General features: G+C 62.4%; 12 protein-coding genes and 1 tRNA gene. 4 read left to right on the top strand and 9 right to left on the bottom strand.

Features of this window, described 5'->3' with window-relative positions; translation table 11 throughout:
* Positions 1-31: 31 nt before the first annotated feature.
* The 3 genes from FB009_RS21580 to FB009_RS21570 form a co-directional block, all read right to left on the bottom strand.
* Positions 32-1,093 carry a M48 family metallopeptidase gene (locus FB009_RS21580; RefSeq protein ID WP_011974533.1) on the bottom strand — a complete coding sequence of 354 codons (1,062 nt, stop codon included), beginning with the start codon at positions 1,091-1,093 and terminating at the stop codon, positions 32-34.
* Entirely contained in the window at positions 1,083-2,195 is a 1,113-nt protein-coding gene (locus FB009_RS21575) for a YjgN family protein (protein ID WP_024311151.1), read from the bottom strand. Before FB009_RS21575 ends, FB009_RS21580 begins: the two co-directional genes overlap by 11 nt.
* Before the next feature lie 215 nt (positions 2,196-2,410).
* Entirely contained in the window at positions 2,411-3,907 is a 1,497-nt protein-coding gene (locus FB009_RS21570; RefSeq protein ID WP_011974531.1) for a CoA-acylating methylmalonate-semialdehyde dehydrogenase, read from the bottom strand.
* 114 nt (positions 3,908-4,021) lie between these two features.
* On the opposite strand from FB009_RS21570, the gene FB009_RS21565 reads away from it, so the two are divergent.
* Complete coding sequence (locus tag FB009_RS21565) at positions 4,022-4,903, top strand: LysR family transcriptional regulator (protein WP_011974530.1); 882 nt, start codon at positions 4,022-4,024, stop codon at positions 4,901-4,903.
* A 36-nt stretch (positions 4,904-4,939) separates the two neighbouring features.
* Here the strand turns inward: FB009_RS21565 and FB009_RS21560 are convergent, their stop codons facing one another.
* Positions 4,940-6,178, bottom strand: a complete 1,239-nt coding sequence (locus FB009_RS21560) for a D-arabinono-1,4-lactone oxidase (protein ID WP_011974529.1) — start codon at positions 6,176-6,178, stop codon at positions 4,940-4,942.
* Positions 6,179-6,188: 10 nt separating this feature from the next.
* Positions 6,189-6,956: an SDR family NAD(P)-dependent oxidoreductase gene (locus FB009_RS21555; protein ID WP_011974528.1), complete on the bottom strand. Its 768-nt coding sequence runs from the start codon at positions 6,954-6,956 to the stop codon at positions 6,189-6,191.
* Positions 6,957-7,158: 202 nt separating this feature from the next.
* Here FB009_RS21555 and FB009_RS21550 point away from each other — a divergent pair, with 202 nt between their 5' ends.
* Entirely contained in the window at positions 7,159-7,986 is an 828-nt protein-coding gene (locus FB009_RS21550) for a helix-turn-helix transcriptional regulator (RefSeq protein WP_011974527.1), read from the top strand.
* Between the two features lie 92 nt (positions 7,987-8,078).
* Here FB009_RS21550 and FB009_RS21545 read toward each other — a convergent pair.
* Both FB009_RS21545 and FB009_RS21540 read right to left on the bottom strand, forming a co-directional pair.
* Positions 8,079-8,155, bottom strand: a tRNA-His gene (locus FB009_RS21545).
* Between the two features lie 161 nt (positions 8,156-8,316).
* Positions 8,317-8,763 carry a phasin gene (locus FB009_RS21540; RefSeq protein WP_011974526.1) on the bottom strand — a complete coding sequence of 149 codons (447 nt, stop codon included), beginning with the start codon at positions 8,761-8,763 and terminating at the stop codon, positions 8,317-8,319.
* A gap of 232 nt (positions 8,764-8,995) precedes the next feature.
* Here FB009_RS21540 and FB009_RS21535 point away from each other — a divergent pair, with 232 nt between their 5' ends.
* A complete protein-coding gene (locus FB009_RS21535; RefSeq protein ID WP_145161950.1) occupies positions 8,996-12,412 on the top strand; it encodes a PAS domain S-box protein in 3,417 nt (1,138 codons plus the stop codon).
* A gap of 287 nt (positions 12,413-12,699) precedes the next feature.
* A complete protein-coding gene (locus FB009_RS21525; protein WP_024311143.1) occupies positions 12,700-14,382 on the top strand; it encodes an ABC transporter permease in 1,683 nt (560 codons plus the stop codon).
* A gap of 44 nt (positions 14,383-14,426) precedes the next feature.
* Here FB009_RS21525 and FB009_RS21520 read toward each other — a convergent pair whose 3' ends face one another.
* Both FB009_RS21520 and FB009_RS21515 read right to left on the bottom strand, forming a co-directional pair.
* Positions 14,427-14,567, bottom strand: a complete 141-nt coding sequence (locus tag FB009_RS21520) for a type II toxin-antitoxin system VapC family toxin (protein ID WP_145161947.1) — start codon at positions 14,565-14,567, stop codon at positions 14,427-14,429.
* A gap of 134 nt (positions 14,568-14,701) precedes the next feature.
* Positions 14,702-16,654, bottom strand: a complete 1,953-nt coding sequence (locus FB009_RS21515; RefSeq protein WP_127580517.1) for an acetoacetate--CoA ligase — start codon at positions 16,652-16,654, stop codon at positions 14,702-14,704.
* Positions 16,655-16,731 lie beyond the last annotated feature (77 nt).

The raw sequence follows: 16,731 nt of genomic DNA, 5'->3' as shown, positions 1-16,731 counted from the left end.
TTCGTTTTGTCCCGGCGAGCTCTGCACGCTGCTATTCAAGCCGCTTCCTTGCCTTGCCAATCCAATCGGCGATCGCCTTGCGCCGCTCGGGCGTTCCGGGGTGGGTGGAAAGGATGCTCGTCTCGGAGCGGTCGTCCAGCTTTGTTTCGAGCAGTTGGAAGAAGCGGCCGAGCCCGCCCGGATCGAGGCCTGCCTTCAACATCAGCTCGACCGAATGCCTGTCCGCTTCGGCTTCGGCGGATCGCGAATAGGAAAGCGCGAGAAGACCGCCGCCCTGGACCAGGACGTCCTCCGCTCCCGAACCGATATCGCCCGCAACCAGCATGATAAGGGCGGTAAGCCCGGCAGCACGATAGATCTGGCGCAGGCTGTGCTCGTGCTCCACGTGACCGATCTCATGAGCCAGCACACCGACGATCATTTCGGTATCTTCGCCTGCGAGATCCACCAGTTCGTCGGTGAGGATCAACGTTCCGTCGGGCAGGGCAAAAGCATTCGGGCCGAGCGGACCGCCCTCGCGGAAGTTCAGCGTGTAGCCCGCCTCCCCTCTGCCGGAGAGCGCCGCGACGCGACGGAACCCCTCGACGATCCGGCCGCGCCGGGCTTCGTCGAGCTTCGAATCCCCGAGCAGCGTCCGATCCATCGTTTCCAGCGTGCTCGCCGACATGATGCGCGGCACGACCGGCGGCGTGAAGGCGACGGCAACCTCCACCATCAGCGGCAGTGCGAAGCGATAAATCAGCACGCCGAGCAGGATCGTGGCCGCGACAAAAGCGATCAGCCGCGGATGGAAGCGCTCCAGCCGATGGACAATCCCCTCCCGGACGCGGCCCTTCCCGGCCAGGAACCGGTCGATCGCGTCGTTTTCGGCAGTCTCGAACGTCGATCCGTCCGGAAAGGTGATCCGGCGCGCAACACGGCCCACCCGTGACGATATCTCGATCGAGGGCAGCATGCTCCCCGCAAGCTCGCCACCGCTCTCATCGCGCACGATCAAACGTCCGCCGCGTTCGGCAAGGCTTGCGATGATCGAGCGGCCCGATCCCGGCGGGTACCACTCCCCAGAGGCAATCGCGGGGCCGTCAGAAGCCAAAGTCGAAGCCTTCTATATCCATGAACTCGGCGCCGACCGCCGAACCTTCCTGGTCGATCTGCGAGAAGATCTCGCCGACGTCACCCTCGAAGCGGATGCCCGTATGCTCGTTGACGTAGCGTGCCATTCTCACGGCTGCCCAGGGCCGCATCAGTCCGAGCGTGACGATGGTGACGACGAAATTCGAAAGCGCGATCCCGGTGTAGCGCAGGCGCGACAGGTCGCTCAGCAGCCGATGCCTGCCGTCGAAAGTGGCGGCGGACCAGGCGACGTTGCGCACCCCGGCCCCATAGATGAGAGCGGCCACGCCGAAGATCGCCAGGACCAGGACATATCCGAGCGCTATCAGCACGATGGCCGACAGGTGGGAACCCAGCGAAGCCACATCGACGTCGTCGGTCAGACCGCCAACCAGGCTCGTGACGAGAAAGACGACGAAGCCCACGATCAGGAGACCCAGCACGAGGATTGCAGCCGAGAGCGCCCAGCTTCTGTAAATCTCGCCCAGCGCGGGATTGGTCGAAAAAGCCTTCTGCCCGTATCTCAGATTGTTGCCGATATAGCGGTAGGACCAGCGGCTGGCGAGCGGCGTCAGAATTCCGAGCGTCAGGGCCGCAAGCACCGGGCCTACGATGAACGCCAGAAACGCACCGCCGGCGCGGCCGGCAAAGTCGAAGCGGACATTGCGGTAGCTCGTGACCCTTGCGCTGAACCGCAGACCGCGCGCGACGAGCCAGGGCACGAAGCAAAGCATGAGGAGACCAAGACCGAGGCCGACCAACGGTACGAATGTCAGCGTGACGTTGTAGATGACCAGATAGGCGAAGACGATCAGCCGGCCGACGAGAATCTGCCCCCCTCTCGCGTGGTACTCGAAGCCGCGTCCGAGCAGGATGGTGTTTCCGTAGAAATAGCGGTTGCGGCGAACCTTCGCCCAGGCCGAGTAGATGCCCAGCGTGATGATCGTCAGCAGGATATTGACGATCCAGATTCCGAAATATTCGCTGCCGCTGCCCGTGAAGGAAAGACGCTGGAAATCGTCCTCCGCCGCGCGTCCGAAGCTTCGCCCGCCGACGCTTTGCGTCGGTAACGACCCTGCCATAGCCATGATGCCCCCTTCGACTCTATGCCTGGCAGCATCGCCGATCAGGCGTTCTGCCGGTCAATGATCGGCTGCCATCCCCAAAGACCAGCCGTAGCCACGCGAATCTCCGACTCGCGCAAGCGCAACCAAGGATAGTTTCGCCGCCGGGCCTCGCGCAACAAAAAAGGGCCCCGCGAAGGAGGCCCCAGTCGAGGAGGAGAGCTTTGCCCGCGTTACCGCATCGTCGGGATCGAGAACTCGGCACCGTCCTTGATGCCCGACGGCCAACGGGAGGTGATGGTCTTGGTGCGGGTCCAGAACTTGATCGAGTCCGGGCCATGCTGGTTGAGGTCGCCGAAGGACGAAGATTTCCAGCCGCCGAAGGAATGGTAGGCGAGCGGAACCGGGATCGGAACATTGACGCCCACCATGCCGATGTTGATGCGCGAGGCGAAGTCGCGGGCAGCGTCACCGTCGCGGGTATAGATGGCAACGCCGTTGCCGTATTCGTGTTTCATCGGCAGAGACAGGGCCTCTTCGTAATTCGTTGCGCGCACGACAGACAGGACGGGTCCGAAGATTTCCGTCTTGTAGATGTCCATATCGGGCGTGACGTGATCGAAGAGGCAGCCGCCGACGAAGTGGCCGTTCTCATAGCCCTGCAGCTTGAAATCGCGACCGTCGACGACGAGCTTCGCACCCTGCTCGATGCCGCTCTCGATCAGGCCGCGGATCCGCTGCTCCGCCTCCTTGGTGACGACGGGCCCCATATCGGCCTTATCGTCGGTATAGGGGCCGATGCGCAGGCTTTCGACCATAGGCACAAGCTTGTCGATCAGCCGGTTTGCGGTTTCCTCGCCGACCGGAACGGCCACCGAGATCGCCATGCAGCGCTCGCCGGCGGAACCGTAGCCGGCGCCGATCAGCGCATTGGCGGCCTGGTCGAGGTCGGCATCCGGCATGATGATCATGTGGTTCTTCGCGCCGCCGAAGCATTGCGCACGCTTGCCGTTCATCGCAGCCGTACCGTAGACGTAGCGGGCGATGGGGGTCGAGCCGACGAAGGAAACTGCGGCGATGTCAGGATGCGTCAGGATCGCATCGACCGCGCCCTTGTCGCCGTTGACGACGTTGAGAATGCCGGCAGGCAGGCCCGCTTCGATCATCAGTTCGGCAAGCCGGATCGGCACGGAGGGATCACGCTCGGAAGGCTTCAGGATGAAGGCGTTGCCGCAGGCGATTGCCGGAGCGAACATCCACATCGGGATCATGCCGGGGAAGTTGAACGGCGTGATGCCCGCGCCGACGCCGACGGGCTGGCGCATCGAATACATGTCGATGCCGGGACCGGCACCTTCCGTGAATTCGCTCTTCTGCAGATGCGGAATGCCGATGACGAATTCGCAGACTTCAAGGCCGCGCACGATGTCGCCCTTGGCATCGTCGATGGTCTTGCCATGCTCGCGGGAAAGCATCTCGGCGAGCTCGTCCATGTTGTCGTTCAGGAGCTGGACGAACTTCATGAAAACGCGGGCGCGGCGCTGCGGATTGGTGGCGGCCCATTTGGGCTGGGCGGCCTTGGCGCTCTCGACGGCGGCAGCAAGATCCGCGTCGCTCGCCAGCGCCACGGTGCCTTGCACCTCGCCAGTCGCCGGGTTGAAGATCTTGCTTACGCGCCCGCTCTTGCCGGCGACGCGCTTTCCATCGATGAAATGACCGAGTTCATACATGAGTGTTCCTCCTGATCTTGATTGTGGCCTTATGATCGCACTACGATTTCGACAATTCAATTTCCGAAATTCAGGAACCGTTGTGCACAGATTGAAGTCCAGGAAAGCGGCCACATGAACTGGGATGACGTCAGGGTCTTTTTGGCCGTCGCGAGAACGGGCCAGATCCTCGCCGCTTCAAAACGGCTCGGGGTCAATCACGCCACGCTCAGCCGGCGGGTCACCGCACTCGAGGCAACGCTGAAGACGAGGCTCCTCGTCCGGCGCCCGAGCGGCTGCGAGCTGACTGCCGAAGGCGAGGTCTTCTTCGCCGCAGCCGAGCGCATGGAAACCGAGATGCTTGCTGCCCAATCGCAGGTCGGGCGGATCGACACGGCGATCGCGGGAACGGTTCGCATCGGCGCACCTGATGGTTTCGGCGTCTCCTTTCTGGCGCCGCGCCTCGGGCGACTCATGGCGCGTTACCCGGAATTGAAACTCCAGCTTGTCCCGGTTCCGCGCTCCTTCTCGCTGTCGCAGCGCGAGGCGGACATCGCGATCACCATCGAACGCCCCGAGCAGGGGCGGCTCGTTTCGTCCAAGCTCACCGATTATACGCTCGGTCTCTACGCTTCGGCAGATTATCTTGCCGGTCACGGCACGCCCCGCACGGTCGACGACCTGAAAAAGCACCGCCGGATCGGTTACGTGGAAGACCTGATCTTTACGCCTTCGCTCAATTTCTCCGCCGAGGTCATGCGCAGCTGGGACGCCTCTTTCGAGATCTCCAGCGCCACCGGCCAGACCGAAGCGGTCCGCTCGAGCGCCGGCATCGGCATCCTGCATAATTACATCGCCCGCCAATATCCGGAACTCATCCGCCTCCTGCCCGAGACTGCGATCCGGCGCGCCTATTGGACGACCTATCACGAGAGCGCCCGTGACCTGGTGCGCGTGCGCACAGCCGTTTCGTTCCTGCAGGAATTGGTGACGGAAGAGCACTCCATTTTCGTGTGAGCGTCACCTGAAATTCCCTGAACGCCGCTCTGTCCTTCAGCCGAGCAGCATTTTCAGGTGCTCATTCAGGAACCGGCCATTGGGGTCCAGTTCCCGCCGCAGCGCGCGGAAATCGCCAGCGCGCGGATAAAGGTGCGTCACGTCTTCGGTATCGAGGAAATGCATTTTTCCCCAATGCGGTCGCGAGTCGTAGCCGCGCAGGATCTGGTCGACGTCCCTCAGGAACGCCCAATAATCGATTCCCGGTCCGCCCGAGACGGAGAGCGTGATGCTGTCCTGATGATGGAACGGGCTCATCCAAGCCGGATCGCCGGCGGTGAAGCGATATTCGATGGGATAGATGCAGTTCGTATGCTTGTTGAGCATGAGATCGCGAACGGCACGGACCGCCGCCTTGCCGTGCTCTAGGGGAACCGCATATTCGAGTTCGACGAAATTCGGCACATATTCGATCGGATAGACTTCCGAACTGTAGGCGATCTTTTCGAACGCGCTCTCCATCGGTGTCGCGTCGGTGATATCCATCACCTTCATTTCGCAGACATCGGCCAATTTATCGGTCGACGAGACCGCCGCGGTATCCGGCAGGCAGTAGAGATGGCGGCTTTCCGGCGTCGGGCACCAGAAGAATCCGAAATGCCTGTGATTTTCCGCCAGTTCGTCATGGCGCTCCATGCAGGTCTCGAAATCGTCCCGCCAGAGCCGCTCGTGCAAATTATAGGCGTCCATGACGTTGAGGGTCATCGAGGAGATGACACCGAGCGTACCCACCGAAACCTGGGCGGCGTGAAGGAGCTCCGTGTCGCTCCCGTCGATGTCGAGGATTTCCCCATTCGCCTTGACGATCCGCATTCCGGCGATCGAAGACGCCATGTTCCCGAGCTTGATCCCGGTGCCGTGGGTTCCGGTGGTGAATGCGCCGGCCACCGCCTGGCTGTCGATATCGCCCTGATTGATCAGCGAGAGGCCGTGCTGCTTGAGAGTCTTGCCGACTTCATTGATGCGCGTTCCGCCCGCGACCGTAATTTGCCTGCGTTCCTTGTCGACGTTCTGAACGCCCCTGAGATTTTCGAGCGACAACAGGAGACCACTGGTCCCGACGACCGGCGTGAAGGAGTGCCCCGAACCGGAGACGCGTACGCCGAGATCGCGCTTGTCCGCTTCTGCGACCAGCTCGGCCAGCTCCGCCTCGGTTTCCGGCGCCGCCTTGTACTGCGACACGCAGTACTGATTGCCCACCCAGTTCCGCCAGACTCCACCTTTCTCGAAAGCCATTTTCTCCCCCTCACACCGCTGTAAAACAATTGTCGACGAACAGATGGGCGCCGCTGACGAAGCTAGCATCGTCGCTCGCAAGATAAAGGGCGGCCTTGGCGACCTCGTCCGGGCGGCACATTCTTCCCTGCTGGGCCGCGATCGCCGCGTCGGAAACATCGACCCCGTATCGGGTCAGCTCGTCGACTTCCCTCTGCCCATGCGCCGTCTGGATAAAGCCGGGGCAAACCGCATTGCACCGGATGTTCCGGTCCCTGAACTCCACGGCGACGGAGCGCGCGAACATGTGGCATGCCCCCTTGGTCGTGTTGTAAAGGACCTCCATGGGAGTTGCGGCAACCGCGGAGATGGATGAGGTGCACACGATCGATCCACCTCCGGCGTCGATCATCTGCGGCAGGACGGCGCGGGTCATGAGGAACATGCTGCGCACATTGATGGCCATCAACCGGTCCCATTCCTCGACCGTGGTCTCAAGAAACGGCCGGATGACGATAGTGCCGGCGTGATTGAACAGGACGGTCACCGGCCCGAGGTCGCCGGATACCGCCTTCACCGCCTGCTCCACCTGAACTTCGTTCGACACATCGGCCGCGGCGAACACCGCCTTGAACCCCTCGCCGCGCAGGCGGGAGGCAACGGCTTCGCCTTGACTGTGCGGCAGATCGACGATCCCGACCGCTGCGCCCTCTCGAGCGAAAAGCTCGGCAGCGGCGAGACCACATCCGCCTGCTCCGCCGCTGATGAGCGCGATTTTTCCGTGCAGTCGACCAGCCAATTGCTCCTCCAGCTGTCGTAAGTGCTGCCGCTCGACGGCTTTGGACGACGGCTCTTCTGGCCTCTCGATGTCCGGTACCTGACGGCGGGCAGCTATGATGCTTGTTCCACGCGCTTACATTGCGGTACCGTGACGATGCGGTCTATATTCCAAAGGTGATAAGGGGGCGCGGCCGCCGTGCCCCTGGGGAAACGAGGGTTCAGTGCAGAAGACTGACGTGCCAGACCTGTCGACGATTGCCTCTATCGTGGGGCAAATCGGGAGGCCGACATTGCCGGAAGCCCTGGATGAGATGCTTGCGAAAGTGGCCCGTTTCGACCTGTCGGCGATCTTCGGCTTTCCTTTCGATTCGCGGCCGCTGCTCTTGCACGACGGCTACCGCCAGCACGCCGAACCGGCGGCACTGAATGCATATCTCGACGGCGCTTACCTGTTCGACCCGTTCTATACCGCCTGTGCGCAAAGCTTTCCTGCGGGCCTGTGGCGGATGCGTGAACTGGCTCCGGACCACTTCTTCGACTCCGAGTTCTACAGTTCGAGAGAGGTTCATCCCTGCATATCCATGCGGGCCGGATCGCTCGTCGAAGAGATCGGCTTCCTCATCCCTTTGGAAGGTGGTTTCAACGCCGTGTACTCGCTCATGCGTTCGCATGGGGCCCCTTTTTCAGGCGACGAAATGGACGGGCTGAAGCAGATCGAGCCGCTCGTGCGCGAAACGGTGCGATCACATTGGCGGGATGTACGCGCGAGTGAACGTCAGCTTCGTCTCGACGATCTCATGGAGACCGCCTTCGCGTCATTTTGCGAGGATCGTCTTACCTATCAGCAACGGCGGATCGTGCAGCTTATCCTCAGAGGAAACAGCAATTATGCAATCGGGCAGATCCTCTCGGTGACGGAGGGAACCGTCAAACTGCACAGGCAGAACATATATAAGAGACTGAACATCTCGAGCCAGCGAGAGCTTTTCGCGATGTTCGTCGAACGGCTTCTTCCGCCTCTTCCACTCGAAGAGAGTGCACGGGGATAGGGGTCGGACGCCTTTTTGCCGCCACGACCATATGGCCGAAAGGACCACGGGCTTCGCCTGCGGGAGGGAAGGGTCGTTAATACGAAGAGAAATGGTACGGTTGGGGGGGATCGAACCTCCGACCTCAGGTGCCACAAACCTGCGCTCTAACCAACTGAGCTACAACCGCACTTGCAAGCGACTCCAAACTTCATTTGGGTCGTCGCTTGGCGGCTCACATACGGTCACTCATGCCGATTTGCAAGCCTTAAGTTCAGATTATCCAGCAAAAAGACCGGATAGCAAGCCACCCGGTCCCTACATCGGTTCCGATCGATCCGGCGCGGCCGATCAGCTCTTCTTGAGGTTGGACATCGCCCGTTCCGCGGCTTCCTTGCCGGGCTTGGTGACGTTCTCGGCGACCTTGCGCGTTGCTTCCTGCATGGTCTTCGCCTGCTCGACAGCAAGCTCGGCCTGCCTGCGGATGAAGGCCGTCTGGAGTTCGACGAGTTCGGAGAACGATTTTACGCCGAGCAGAGCTTCCATGTGCGAGAGCGAGGTCTCGGCATTGGCGCGCAGCGCGTCGATGGCCTTGAGCCCCAGTTCGACCGTGCCCGACTGAGCGCTCTCGACCGTCGCCTCGACTGTCCTGGCTGCCTCTTCGGTAGCGGTCTTCATCTTGGCATAGGCTTCCTTCGACTGTGCGGCACCCTTTTCGGCGAACTCGCGGAAACTGTCGGTAAAGTTGCTCGGGTCGAAAGCGAGGGAAAATGCGTCTTCGGTCTTCTTGGTAGCCATTGCATGCGCTCCTTGGTGTGGCCCTCTTAGAGGCGCCGTTTTGATGGATGACTGCTCTATAGCCTATTTCGTTGTGCATTGCAACAAATTTGTGCAGCGCACAATAAACCTTCCGCAATTAACCTTCCGCACCGAAAGACGCCGCCGAGACGGCGCCGTTGCTGGACCCTCGCCGGTGGGCTGGGTATTAATAGAGCGTTAACGCGAAAGCGATCCGTTAGTAGGTCTGCCGATGCCCGAAAGACAGTATCCCTTCATCGACATTGCCGTGCATGCGCGGGTGCGGGAGCACTTTGCCCGCGGGGATGCCTCCGTCCTCTTTTCAAGGGATATCGCGCGGGTGCTATGGGCAAACGACCAGGGTGCAAAGCTGTTCGGGACAGCTTCCGTTTACGACTTCATAGACACCGACCTCGATCCGAAAGACCTTTCATTCCGCCAGTTGCGCGCGGCTGCCGCGCAGCTCGCGACTGTCGGAGACCGGCGGCAGCTTCTGATCCGCGTGGCCGCGGGATTTCGGCGGCTTCCGCTCGGCGCAACCGTCGAGATGATCCGCATCGGGACCGCCGAAGACGCGGTTCTGTTCACGGTGCCGGAGAACGGCAAGGCACTCTCGACCGAGGAGCGCGCCGAGGCGATGATTGCGGGTCTCGACGGCCCCGATACACATATGGCGGTACTCGACAGCGACGGCACCATCATCGCCGGATCGCCCGGCTTCGAGAGCCTTGGCCTCTCGGCCGATATTCGCCGCACGCTCGTTGCCGCCGTTGCACGCGACAAGGACCGGCTGATCAAGCGTCCCGTCGCGACGGAAAAGGGGCGCCTGCCCGCGGCAGTCGGCAAGATTTCCGAACATCCGGCACTCCACCTGCTCTTCGCAGTCGAGGCGATCCTGGAAGATTCCGAGGCCGGCGAGCCTGTCAATTCCGCAGCTCAGGGGCGGGCGGCGTCCGCGATGCCTGGTGGAGAAATCGACGTGCAGGAGGCGGTTCCTTCGTCCACGACACCGGCGGAGACGGACCAGGCGCCGGCAAAGCTTGACGGCTCCGAGCGCGCTCCCGCCGGGGAGACGGCAGCAACGAGCGAAGATGAGGCGCCTATCGAGGAAACCACCTGCGAAGAGGTGCAAGGGGAACGCGCTTCGAAGGACGTGGACGCCGAGGCGGAGGCCGCCGACGCAGAGCACGCCGCGCCGGAGACGCTGCGCGAGACAGAAAAGGCCTCGTCCGAAAATGCGGTCGAAGCGGACCAGCGCCGCGAAGCCGCCGATTTCGTCTTCGCGGCCGGCGGACGGGCGGTTCGGTTCGTCTGGAAGATCGACGCAGAGGGACATTTCAGCGAAATCTCCGAAGAGTTCGCATCGGCCGTCGGTCCGAAAGCCGCCGACGTCATCGGCGTGACATTTACCGAACTCGCCGGTCGCTACGGTCTCGATCCGGACAACAGGATCAACGAACTTCTGCATCGCCGCGATACCTGGTCCGGCAAGACGATCTTCTGGCCCGTCCAGGGGACAAATCTCAAAGTGCCCGTCGATCTTGCCGCGCTGCCTACCTATTCCCGTTCGCGCGAATTCGACGGTTTCCGAGGCTTCGGCATCGTCAGGGTTGCCGACGCCGTTCCGGACGCAAAAGCGGCCGGGCTTTCGCTCGACCGCGCGCCGGCGCAGAAGTCGAGCGCCGCGCCCGAGGGTGCCGACGGGCCGAATGCAGGCTCTCCCCCCGAGACCGGACCTGCGGACAGGCGCCATGCGGAGGCAGGCAACGGCAAGGATGCGGAGCGTGTTGCGCCCGATCCTTCTGAAGACCCCTTCCGCGGCGAACAGCCTGCATTGCGAGCCGTCGACACGCCCGACCGGCCGCCCTCCGATAAAATCATCGATCTCGACCAGCGCCGCCCGGCGGGTGCCGGCACGCTGACGCGCGGCGAGCAGGCAGCCTTCCGCGAAATCGCAAAGCAGCTCGGCGAGCATTTCAGCGTTCATGATCCGCTGCCGCCTAGCCAGACCGAAGCGGAAAGCAGACCAGAGGCCGAGACCTTCCCGACAAGCAAGCCGGCAAACGCGGAAGAGAACGAACACACGGAAGCGACAGAGGCGGCAGGCGAGCAGAAAAGCGAGGCTCCGGCTGCCGCAATGGAGCCTGGTCCCCCTGCACGCACCGGTGCCGGCATCAGCAGCGAAACCCTCGACAGGCTCCCGGTGGCCTTGCTGGTTCATCACGGTGACGAGTTGCTGCATGGCAATGCGGAATTTCTGCGGCTGACCGGATATGACGACCTCGATGCCTTTGCGCATGAGGGCGGCCTGGAGGCCCTTTTCGCCCTCGGCAACGAGGCCGGCGCGGCAAGGCCGGATGGAACCATGACCCTGGTCCGCAAGGATGGCAGGCTCATACCGGTCGGCGCCCATCTGCATTCGATCCGGTGGGAAGGAAAGAGCGCGCTCATGCTTGCGCTCACTCCGGCCGGCGCAAGCGAAGCTGAAAGGCAGGCGCGCGACGCGGAAAGCGCAGCGGAGGCAAGCCGGCTCCGGATGGAGATCGACGAACTCCGATCGATCCTGGAAACCGCTACGGACGGTGTTGTGGTCCTCGGACAGGAGGGCGACATCCGGACGATGAATCGCTCCGCAAGCGCGCTTTTCGACTATGACGAGGCCGAGATGCGCGGGAAGCCCTTCGCCACGCTCTTTGCTCACGAGAGCCAGAAGGCAGTGATCGATTATCTCCACGGTCTCGCCGGCCATGGCGTTGCAAGCGTGCTCAATGACGGCCGGGAAGTGATCGGCCGCGAAGCTGCCGGCGGCTTCATTCCGCTGTTCATGACAATCGGGCGGCTCTCCTCCTCCAACGGCTACTGCGCCGTCATCCGCGACATCACTCAATGGAAGCGGACCGAAGAGGAACTGCGAAACGCCAAGCGCGCCGCCGAGACGGCAAATGCGCACAAGACGGAGTTTCTTGCCCGGGTCAGCCACGAGATCCGGACGCCGCTCAACGCCATCATCGGCTTCTCCGACATGATGGCGAGCGAACATTTCGGCCCGATCGGCCATCCGCGATACATCGAGTATGCCGGCGATATCGGCCGGTCGGGTCGGCATGTCCTCGACATCGTCAACGATCTGCTCGACATCTCGAAGATCGAGGCCGGCGAAATGGACCTGGACTTCGGCGCCGTGGACCTCAACGAAGCCGTGTCGGAGGCCGTCTCGCTGGTGCAGCCGCAGGCCAACAGCCAGCGCGTGATCATCCGCACATCGCTTTCGGGCTCCGTTCCCGAGGTCGTGGCCGACGACCGGTCGATCAAGCAGATCGCTCTGAACATTCTCGCAAATGCAATACGCTTCACGCCATCGGGCGGCCAGATCGTCGTGTCGACCTCCTACGAGGCCAATGGCAGCGTAATCCTAAGGATCCGCGACACCGGCATCGGCATGACCCGCAACGAGCTCGACCAGGCGATGAAGCCCTTCCGCCAGGTCACGAACGGCGGCCGCAAGCGTGGCGACGGCACCGGCCTCGGCCTGCCGCTGACGAAGGCCATGACGGAAGCGAACCGCGCGCAGTTCGCCATCACATCTGCTCCGAATGAAGGCACGCTGGTGGAAGTATCCTTTCCCTCACAACGCGTCTTGGCCAATTGAGACGATCGCCGCTGGCCCTGGCGGAAAGATGCCCGGCATACGGGTTGCTGAAGCGGGCGGCCTGTTTGCTCGGGCGGCTTTTACGAATGCCTGGGCTATGACGCGCGCCGGCCGAGCAAACACTCCACTCCGCTTGAGCCAACAGAATTGTTCCCTTTGGACAGGAAAGGCTCTAATGCTTTAGGCAAATGTTGACCTTCGGGAACCAGTTTATGGGATCCTGCTGATCGAGGAAGCTGCGGCCGTTTCCTCATTCGATGTCGATCGCATTGCTTCGGATGGAAGATTTGCATTTCACTACCAAGACTCTCAGACAGCGTTACGCCAGATCCGGCACCGGTCTTCATCATCCGCTTCTGACAGGCTGGGCGGGGCTCGCCTCCATCGTGGTTCTGATGCCAATACTGTCCATCGCTTGGCTCGCCATTTCCGGCGGCAGCGCGGACTGGCCGCACCTTATCGAAAACGTGGTTCCGCGCGCGACCGGCCGCACGCTTCTCCTGGTCCTGTTCACGTGCACCGCCAGTGCGATCATCGGCATTCTCGCCGCCTGGCTGGTGGCAACTTACGAATTTCCGCTGCGCCGCATCCTCTCCGCGGCCCTGGTGCTGCCGCTTGCCATACCGGCCTATCTTTCGGCCTATGCTTTCGGGGAACTGCTCACTTTCGCCGGCCCCGTCCAGGGGCTGGTCCGAAGCCTCTTCGGATTTCAGACGAGCCGCGACTACTGGTTTCCGGACGTGCGTTCGCTCGGCGGCGCCGTGCTCGTGCTGAGTTCGGTGCTCTACCCCTATGTCTATCTCGCCTGCCGCTCCATGTTCCTGATGCAGGGCCGGGCGGCTGCGGACGTGGCGCGGACGCTCGGCGCGGGACCGGTAAGGGTATTTTTCCGGGTCCAGCTTCCGATGGCGCGCCCGGCGATCATGATCGGCCTTACCCTCGTTGCCATGGAAACGCTGAACGATATCGGCGCGGTCGAATTTCTTGGGGTCCAGACTCTGACCTTCTCCATCTTCAACACCTGGCTCAACCGCGGCAGCCTCGCCGGCGCCGCGCAGATAGCCTGCGTCATGCTGGTTTTCGTCATCGCCCTGATGATGATCGAGCGGGCCGCGCGCCGCCGGCAGCGCTTCGCGAGCCAGAAGACGACGGCGGCAATCCACGATGTTGCAAGGCTCAAGCTTTCCGGCTGGAAGAAATGGGCAGCCACGGCCGCCTGTTTCGTGCCCATATTGTCGGGCTTTGCCGTTCCCTTCCTCGTTCTCGGCGACTATGCCATGCGACGCCTCGATCAATTTCTGGCACCGCGCCTGCTGAGTGCGCTCGCCAATAGCGTTCTCGTATCGGGCCTGACGGCGCTCGCGACCGTGCTCCTGGGTTTCGTGCTTGCCTATGCCGCCCGCAGCGGGCGTTCGCGCATCACCGATATCGCCGCGCGGCTCGCCTCCTTCGGCTACGGCGTGCCCGGCACGGTTCTGGCGATCGGGGTGCTCTTTCCGATCGCCGCACTCGACAACGCGATCGACGCCCAGATGCGGGCCTTTTTCGGGATCTCCACCGGCCTTCTCATGACCGGCACCGGCTTTGCCATCGTCTATGCCTGCACGGTCCGTTTCCTGACCATGGCGGAGGGGACGCTCGAGGCCGGCTTTCAGAAGCTATCGCCGCATCTGGACATGGCCGCACGCGCCCTCGGCCGCACCAGCGGCCAGACGCTGCGCTCGGTGCTCCTGCCGATGATGCGCCCCGCGGTGCTGACGGCCGCACTCCTCGTCTTCATAGAGACGATGAAGGAGCTTTCCGCGACGATCATGCTGCGTCCCTTCAATTTCAACACGCTCGCCACGCTCGTCTACGAGGACGCCTCGCGGGCAAGGGTCGAAGACGCCTCCGTTGCGGCGATGATCATCGTCATCGCCGGCATGGTCCCCGTCATCCTGGTATCGCGGTCGCTCGAACGCCGTACGTAGAGCGCTTCAGGAAATTGCGTAACGGCTGTGGTCCGCGGTGCTGCTTACAGCCAGTTCTCTACCCGGACGCCGGACATCCGGACGAATTCCTTAACGTTGTCGGTGACGACGATCATGTCGTGGGGACCGCAGGGTGTACCGGCGCGTTCCAACTCGGCCCCGGTGTAACCGGTCGGACTGGTCATCGTTGACTCATGTGTTTCGGGATATGCAACTCGGGATATATATATAAATATGGCTCCCGAGCAGCGAAGAAAAGACGGCTCCCCCTTCGGGAGCGACACCCTGCTGAGCGGATTGGCGCCCAGCACGGTGTCGATCAGCTCTTCAGCGCCTCCAGCCCGGCGAAGAGGTCGAGAGCCTCTGGGTTCGCCAGCGCTTCCTTGTTCTTCACGGGGCGCCCGTGCACGACGTCGCGGACCGCCAGTTCGACGATCTTGCCGGACTTGGTGCGCGGGATGTCGGCGACAGCGATGATCTTCGCCGGTACGTGCCGCGGCGAGGCGCCGGATCGAATCCGGTTTTTGATTTCCCTGGACAGTTGCTCTGTGAGTTCGGCGCCTTGCGCCAGCCGCACGAAAAGGACGACGCGGACGTCATCCTCCCAGTCCTGGCCGATGCAGAGCGCCTCTGCCACTTCTTCCATCTGCTCGACCTGATTGTAGATCTCCGCCGTGCCGATGCGCACGCCCCCGGGATTCAGTGTTGCGTCGGAGCGGCCATGGATGACGATGCCGCCATGCGGGGTCCATTCGGCAAAATCGCCATGGCACCAGATATTGTCGAAGCGGTCGAAATAGGCGGCTCGATATTTCGCTCCGTCGGGATCGTTCCAGAACATGACGGGCATGGACGGAAATGCCCTGGTGCAGACGAGTTCGCCCTTTTCGCCGCGCACGGGTCTGCCTTCGTCGTTCCAGACGTCGACGGCGAGGCCAAGGCCGGAGCCCTGGATCTCTCCGCGCCATACGGGCTTCATGGGATTGCCGAGCACGAAGCAGGAGACGATGTCGGTCCCGCCGGAAATCGACGCGAGCTGGACATCGGACCTGATGCCCTCGTAGACGAAGGAAAAGCCTTCGGGCGAGAGCGGCGAGCCGGTGGAGGTCATGAGCCGCAGGGGCGACAAATCGTGCGTCTTCGACGGGGTGAGGCCGCCCTTTCGCACCGCATCGATATATTTCGCCGACGTTCCGAACACGGCGAAGCGCTCAGCGGCGGCAAAATCGAAGAGCACGTTGCCGTCCGGGTAGAAAGGCGAGCCGTCATAGAGGCAGAGCGTTGCGCCCACAGCCAGACCCGAAGCCAGCCAGTTCCACATCATCCAGCCGCAGGTGGTGAAGTAGAACAGCCGCTCCCCTTCCCTCAGGCCACAGTGGAAACGGTGCTCCTTAAGGTGCTGCAGCAGCGTTCCGCCGGCCGAATGGACGATGCATTTCGGCACGCCGGTGGTGCCGGAGGAGAACAGAATATAGAGCGGCTGATTGAATGGCAGTCGCTCGAATTCGAGCGGTTCTGCGGCGAAATCGGCGATGAAATCGGCAAGCGTCAACCCGCGCTCCACGGTAGGCGCGAGTGCGGCACTGTCGCCGGCATAGGGAACGATGACGGTCGGGACGCCGAGCGCCTTGGCCACGGCGCGCACCTTCGCGTCCACATCCTGCCGCTTGCCGTTATACCAATAACCGTCGCATGCGATGAAGAGCTTGGGCGCTATCTGGCCGAAGCGATCGAGAACGCCCTGCTCGCCGAAATCGGGCGAGCAGGACGACCATATGGCGCCTACGGAAGCGGTCGCCAGCATGAGGGCAATTGTTTCCGGCATATTCGGCATCATCGCGGCAACGCGATCCCCGACGCCGATCCCTTGCGCCTTCAGCGCCTGTTGCAGGCGCGATACCAGGGCGCGCAATTCGGCCCAACTCAACTGATAGCTCACCTTGTCCTCGCCGCGGAAGATCAGGGCGGCACCGCTGCCCGTCTTGCGCAGCAGATTTTCGGCAAAGTTGAGCCTCGCATCCGGGAAGAAACGGGCGTCGAGCATTCGCTCGCCATCGACGAGTGCCCTCTCCCCGGGCTCACCTATGACCTTGCAATGCTCCCATACGGCGGTCCAGAAGTGTCCGCGCTCACTCACCGACCAGTCATGAAAGGCGTCATAATCGGCGAAGCTCGCTTTGAAGCGCGTCCCGCACCAGGCGATGAACTCAGCCATCGGGCTATGTTCGAGAATCTCCCTGTCCGGCACCCACAAAGGCAGATCTGCTTGCATGTTCTCCTCCACTCTTTGGCCTTTCTATATCATGCTGCAGCGCGAAACAAACAGCGAGGATGCGGCTCGGCATCGTC

Origin of the sequence: Sinorhizobium medicae (assembly GCF_007827695.1) — a bacterium.
Taxonomy (GTDB): domain Bacteria; phylum Pseudomonadota; class Alphaproteobacteria; order Rhizobiales; family Rhizobiaceae; genus Sinorhizobium; species Sinorhizobium medicae.
The sequence above is the reverse complement of the archived record's forward strand: the minus strand, read 5'-3'. Positions and strand labels throughout refer to the sequence as shown.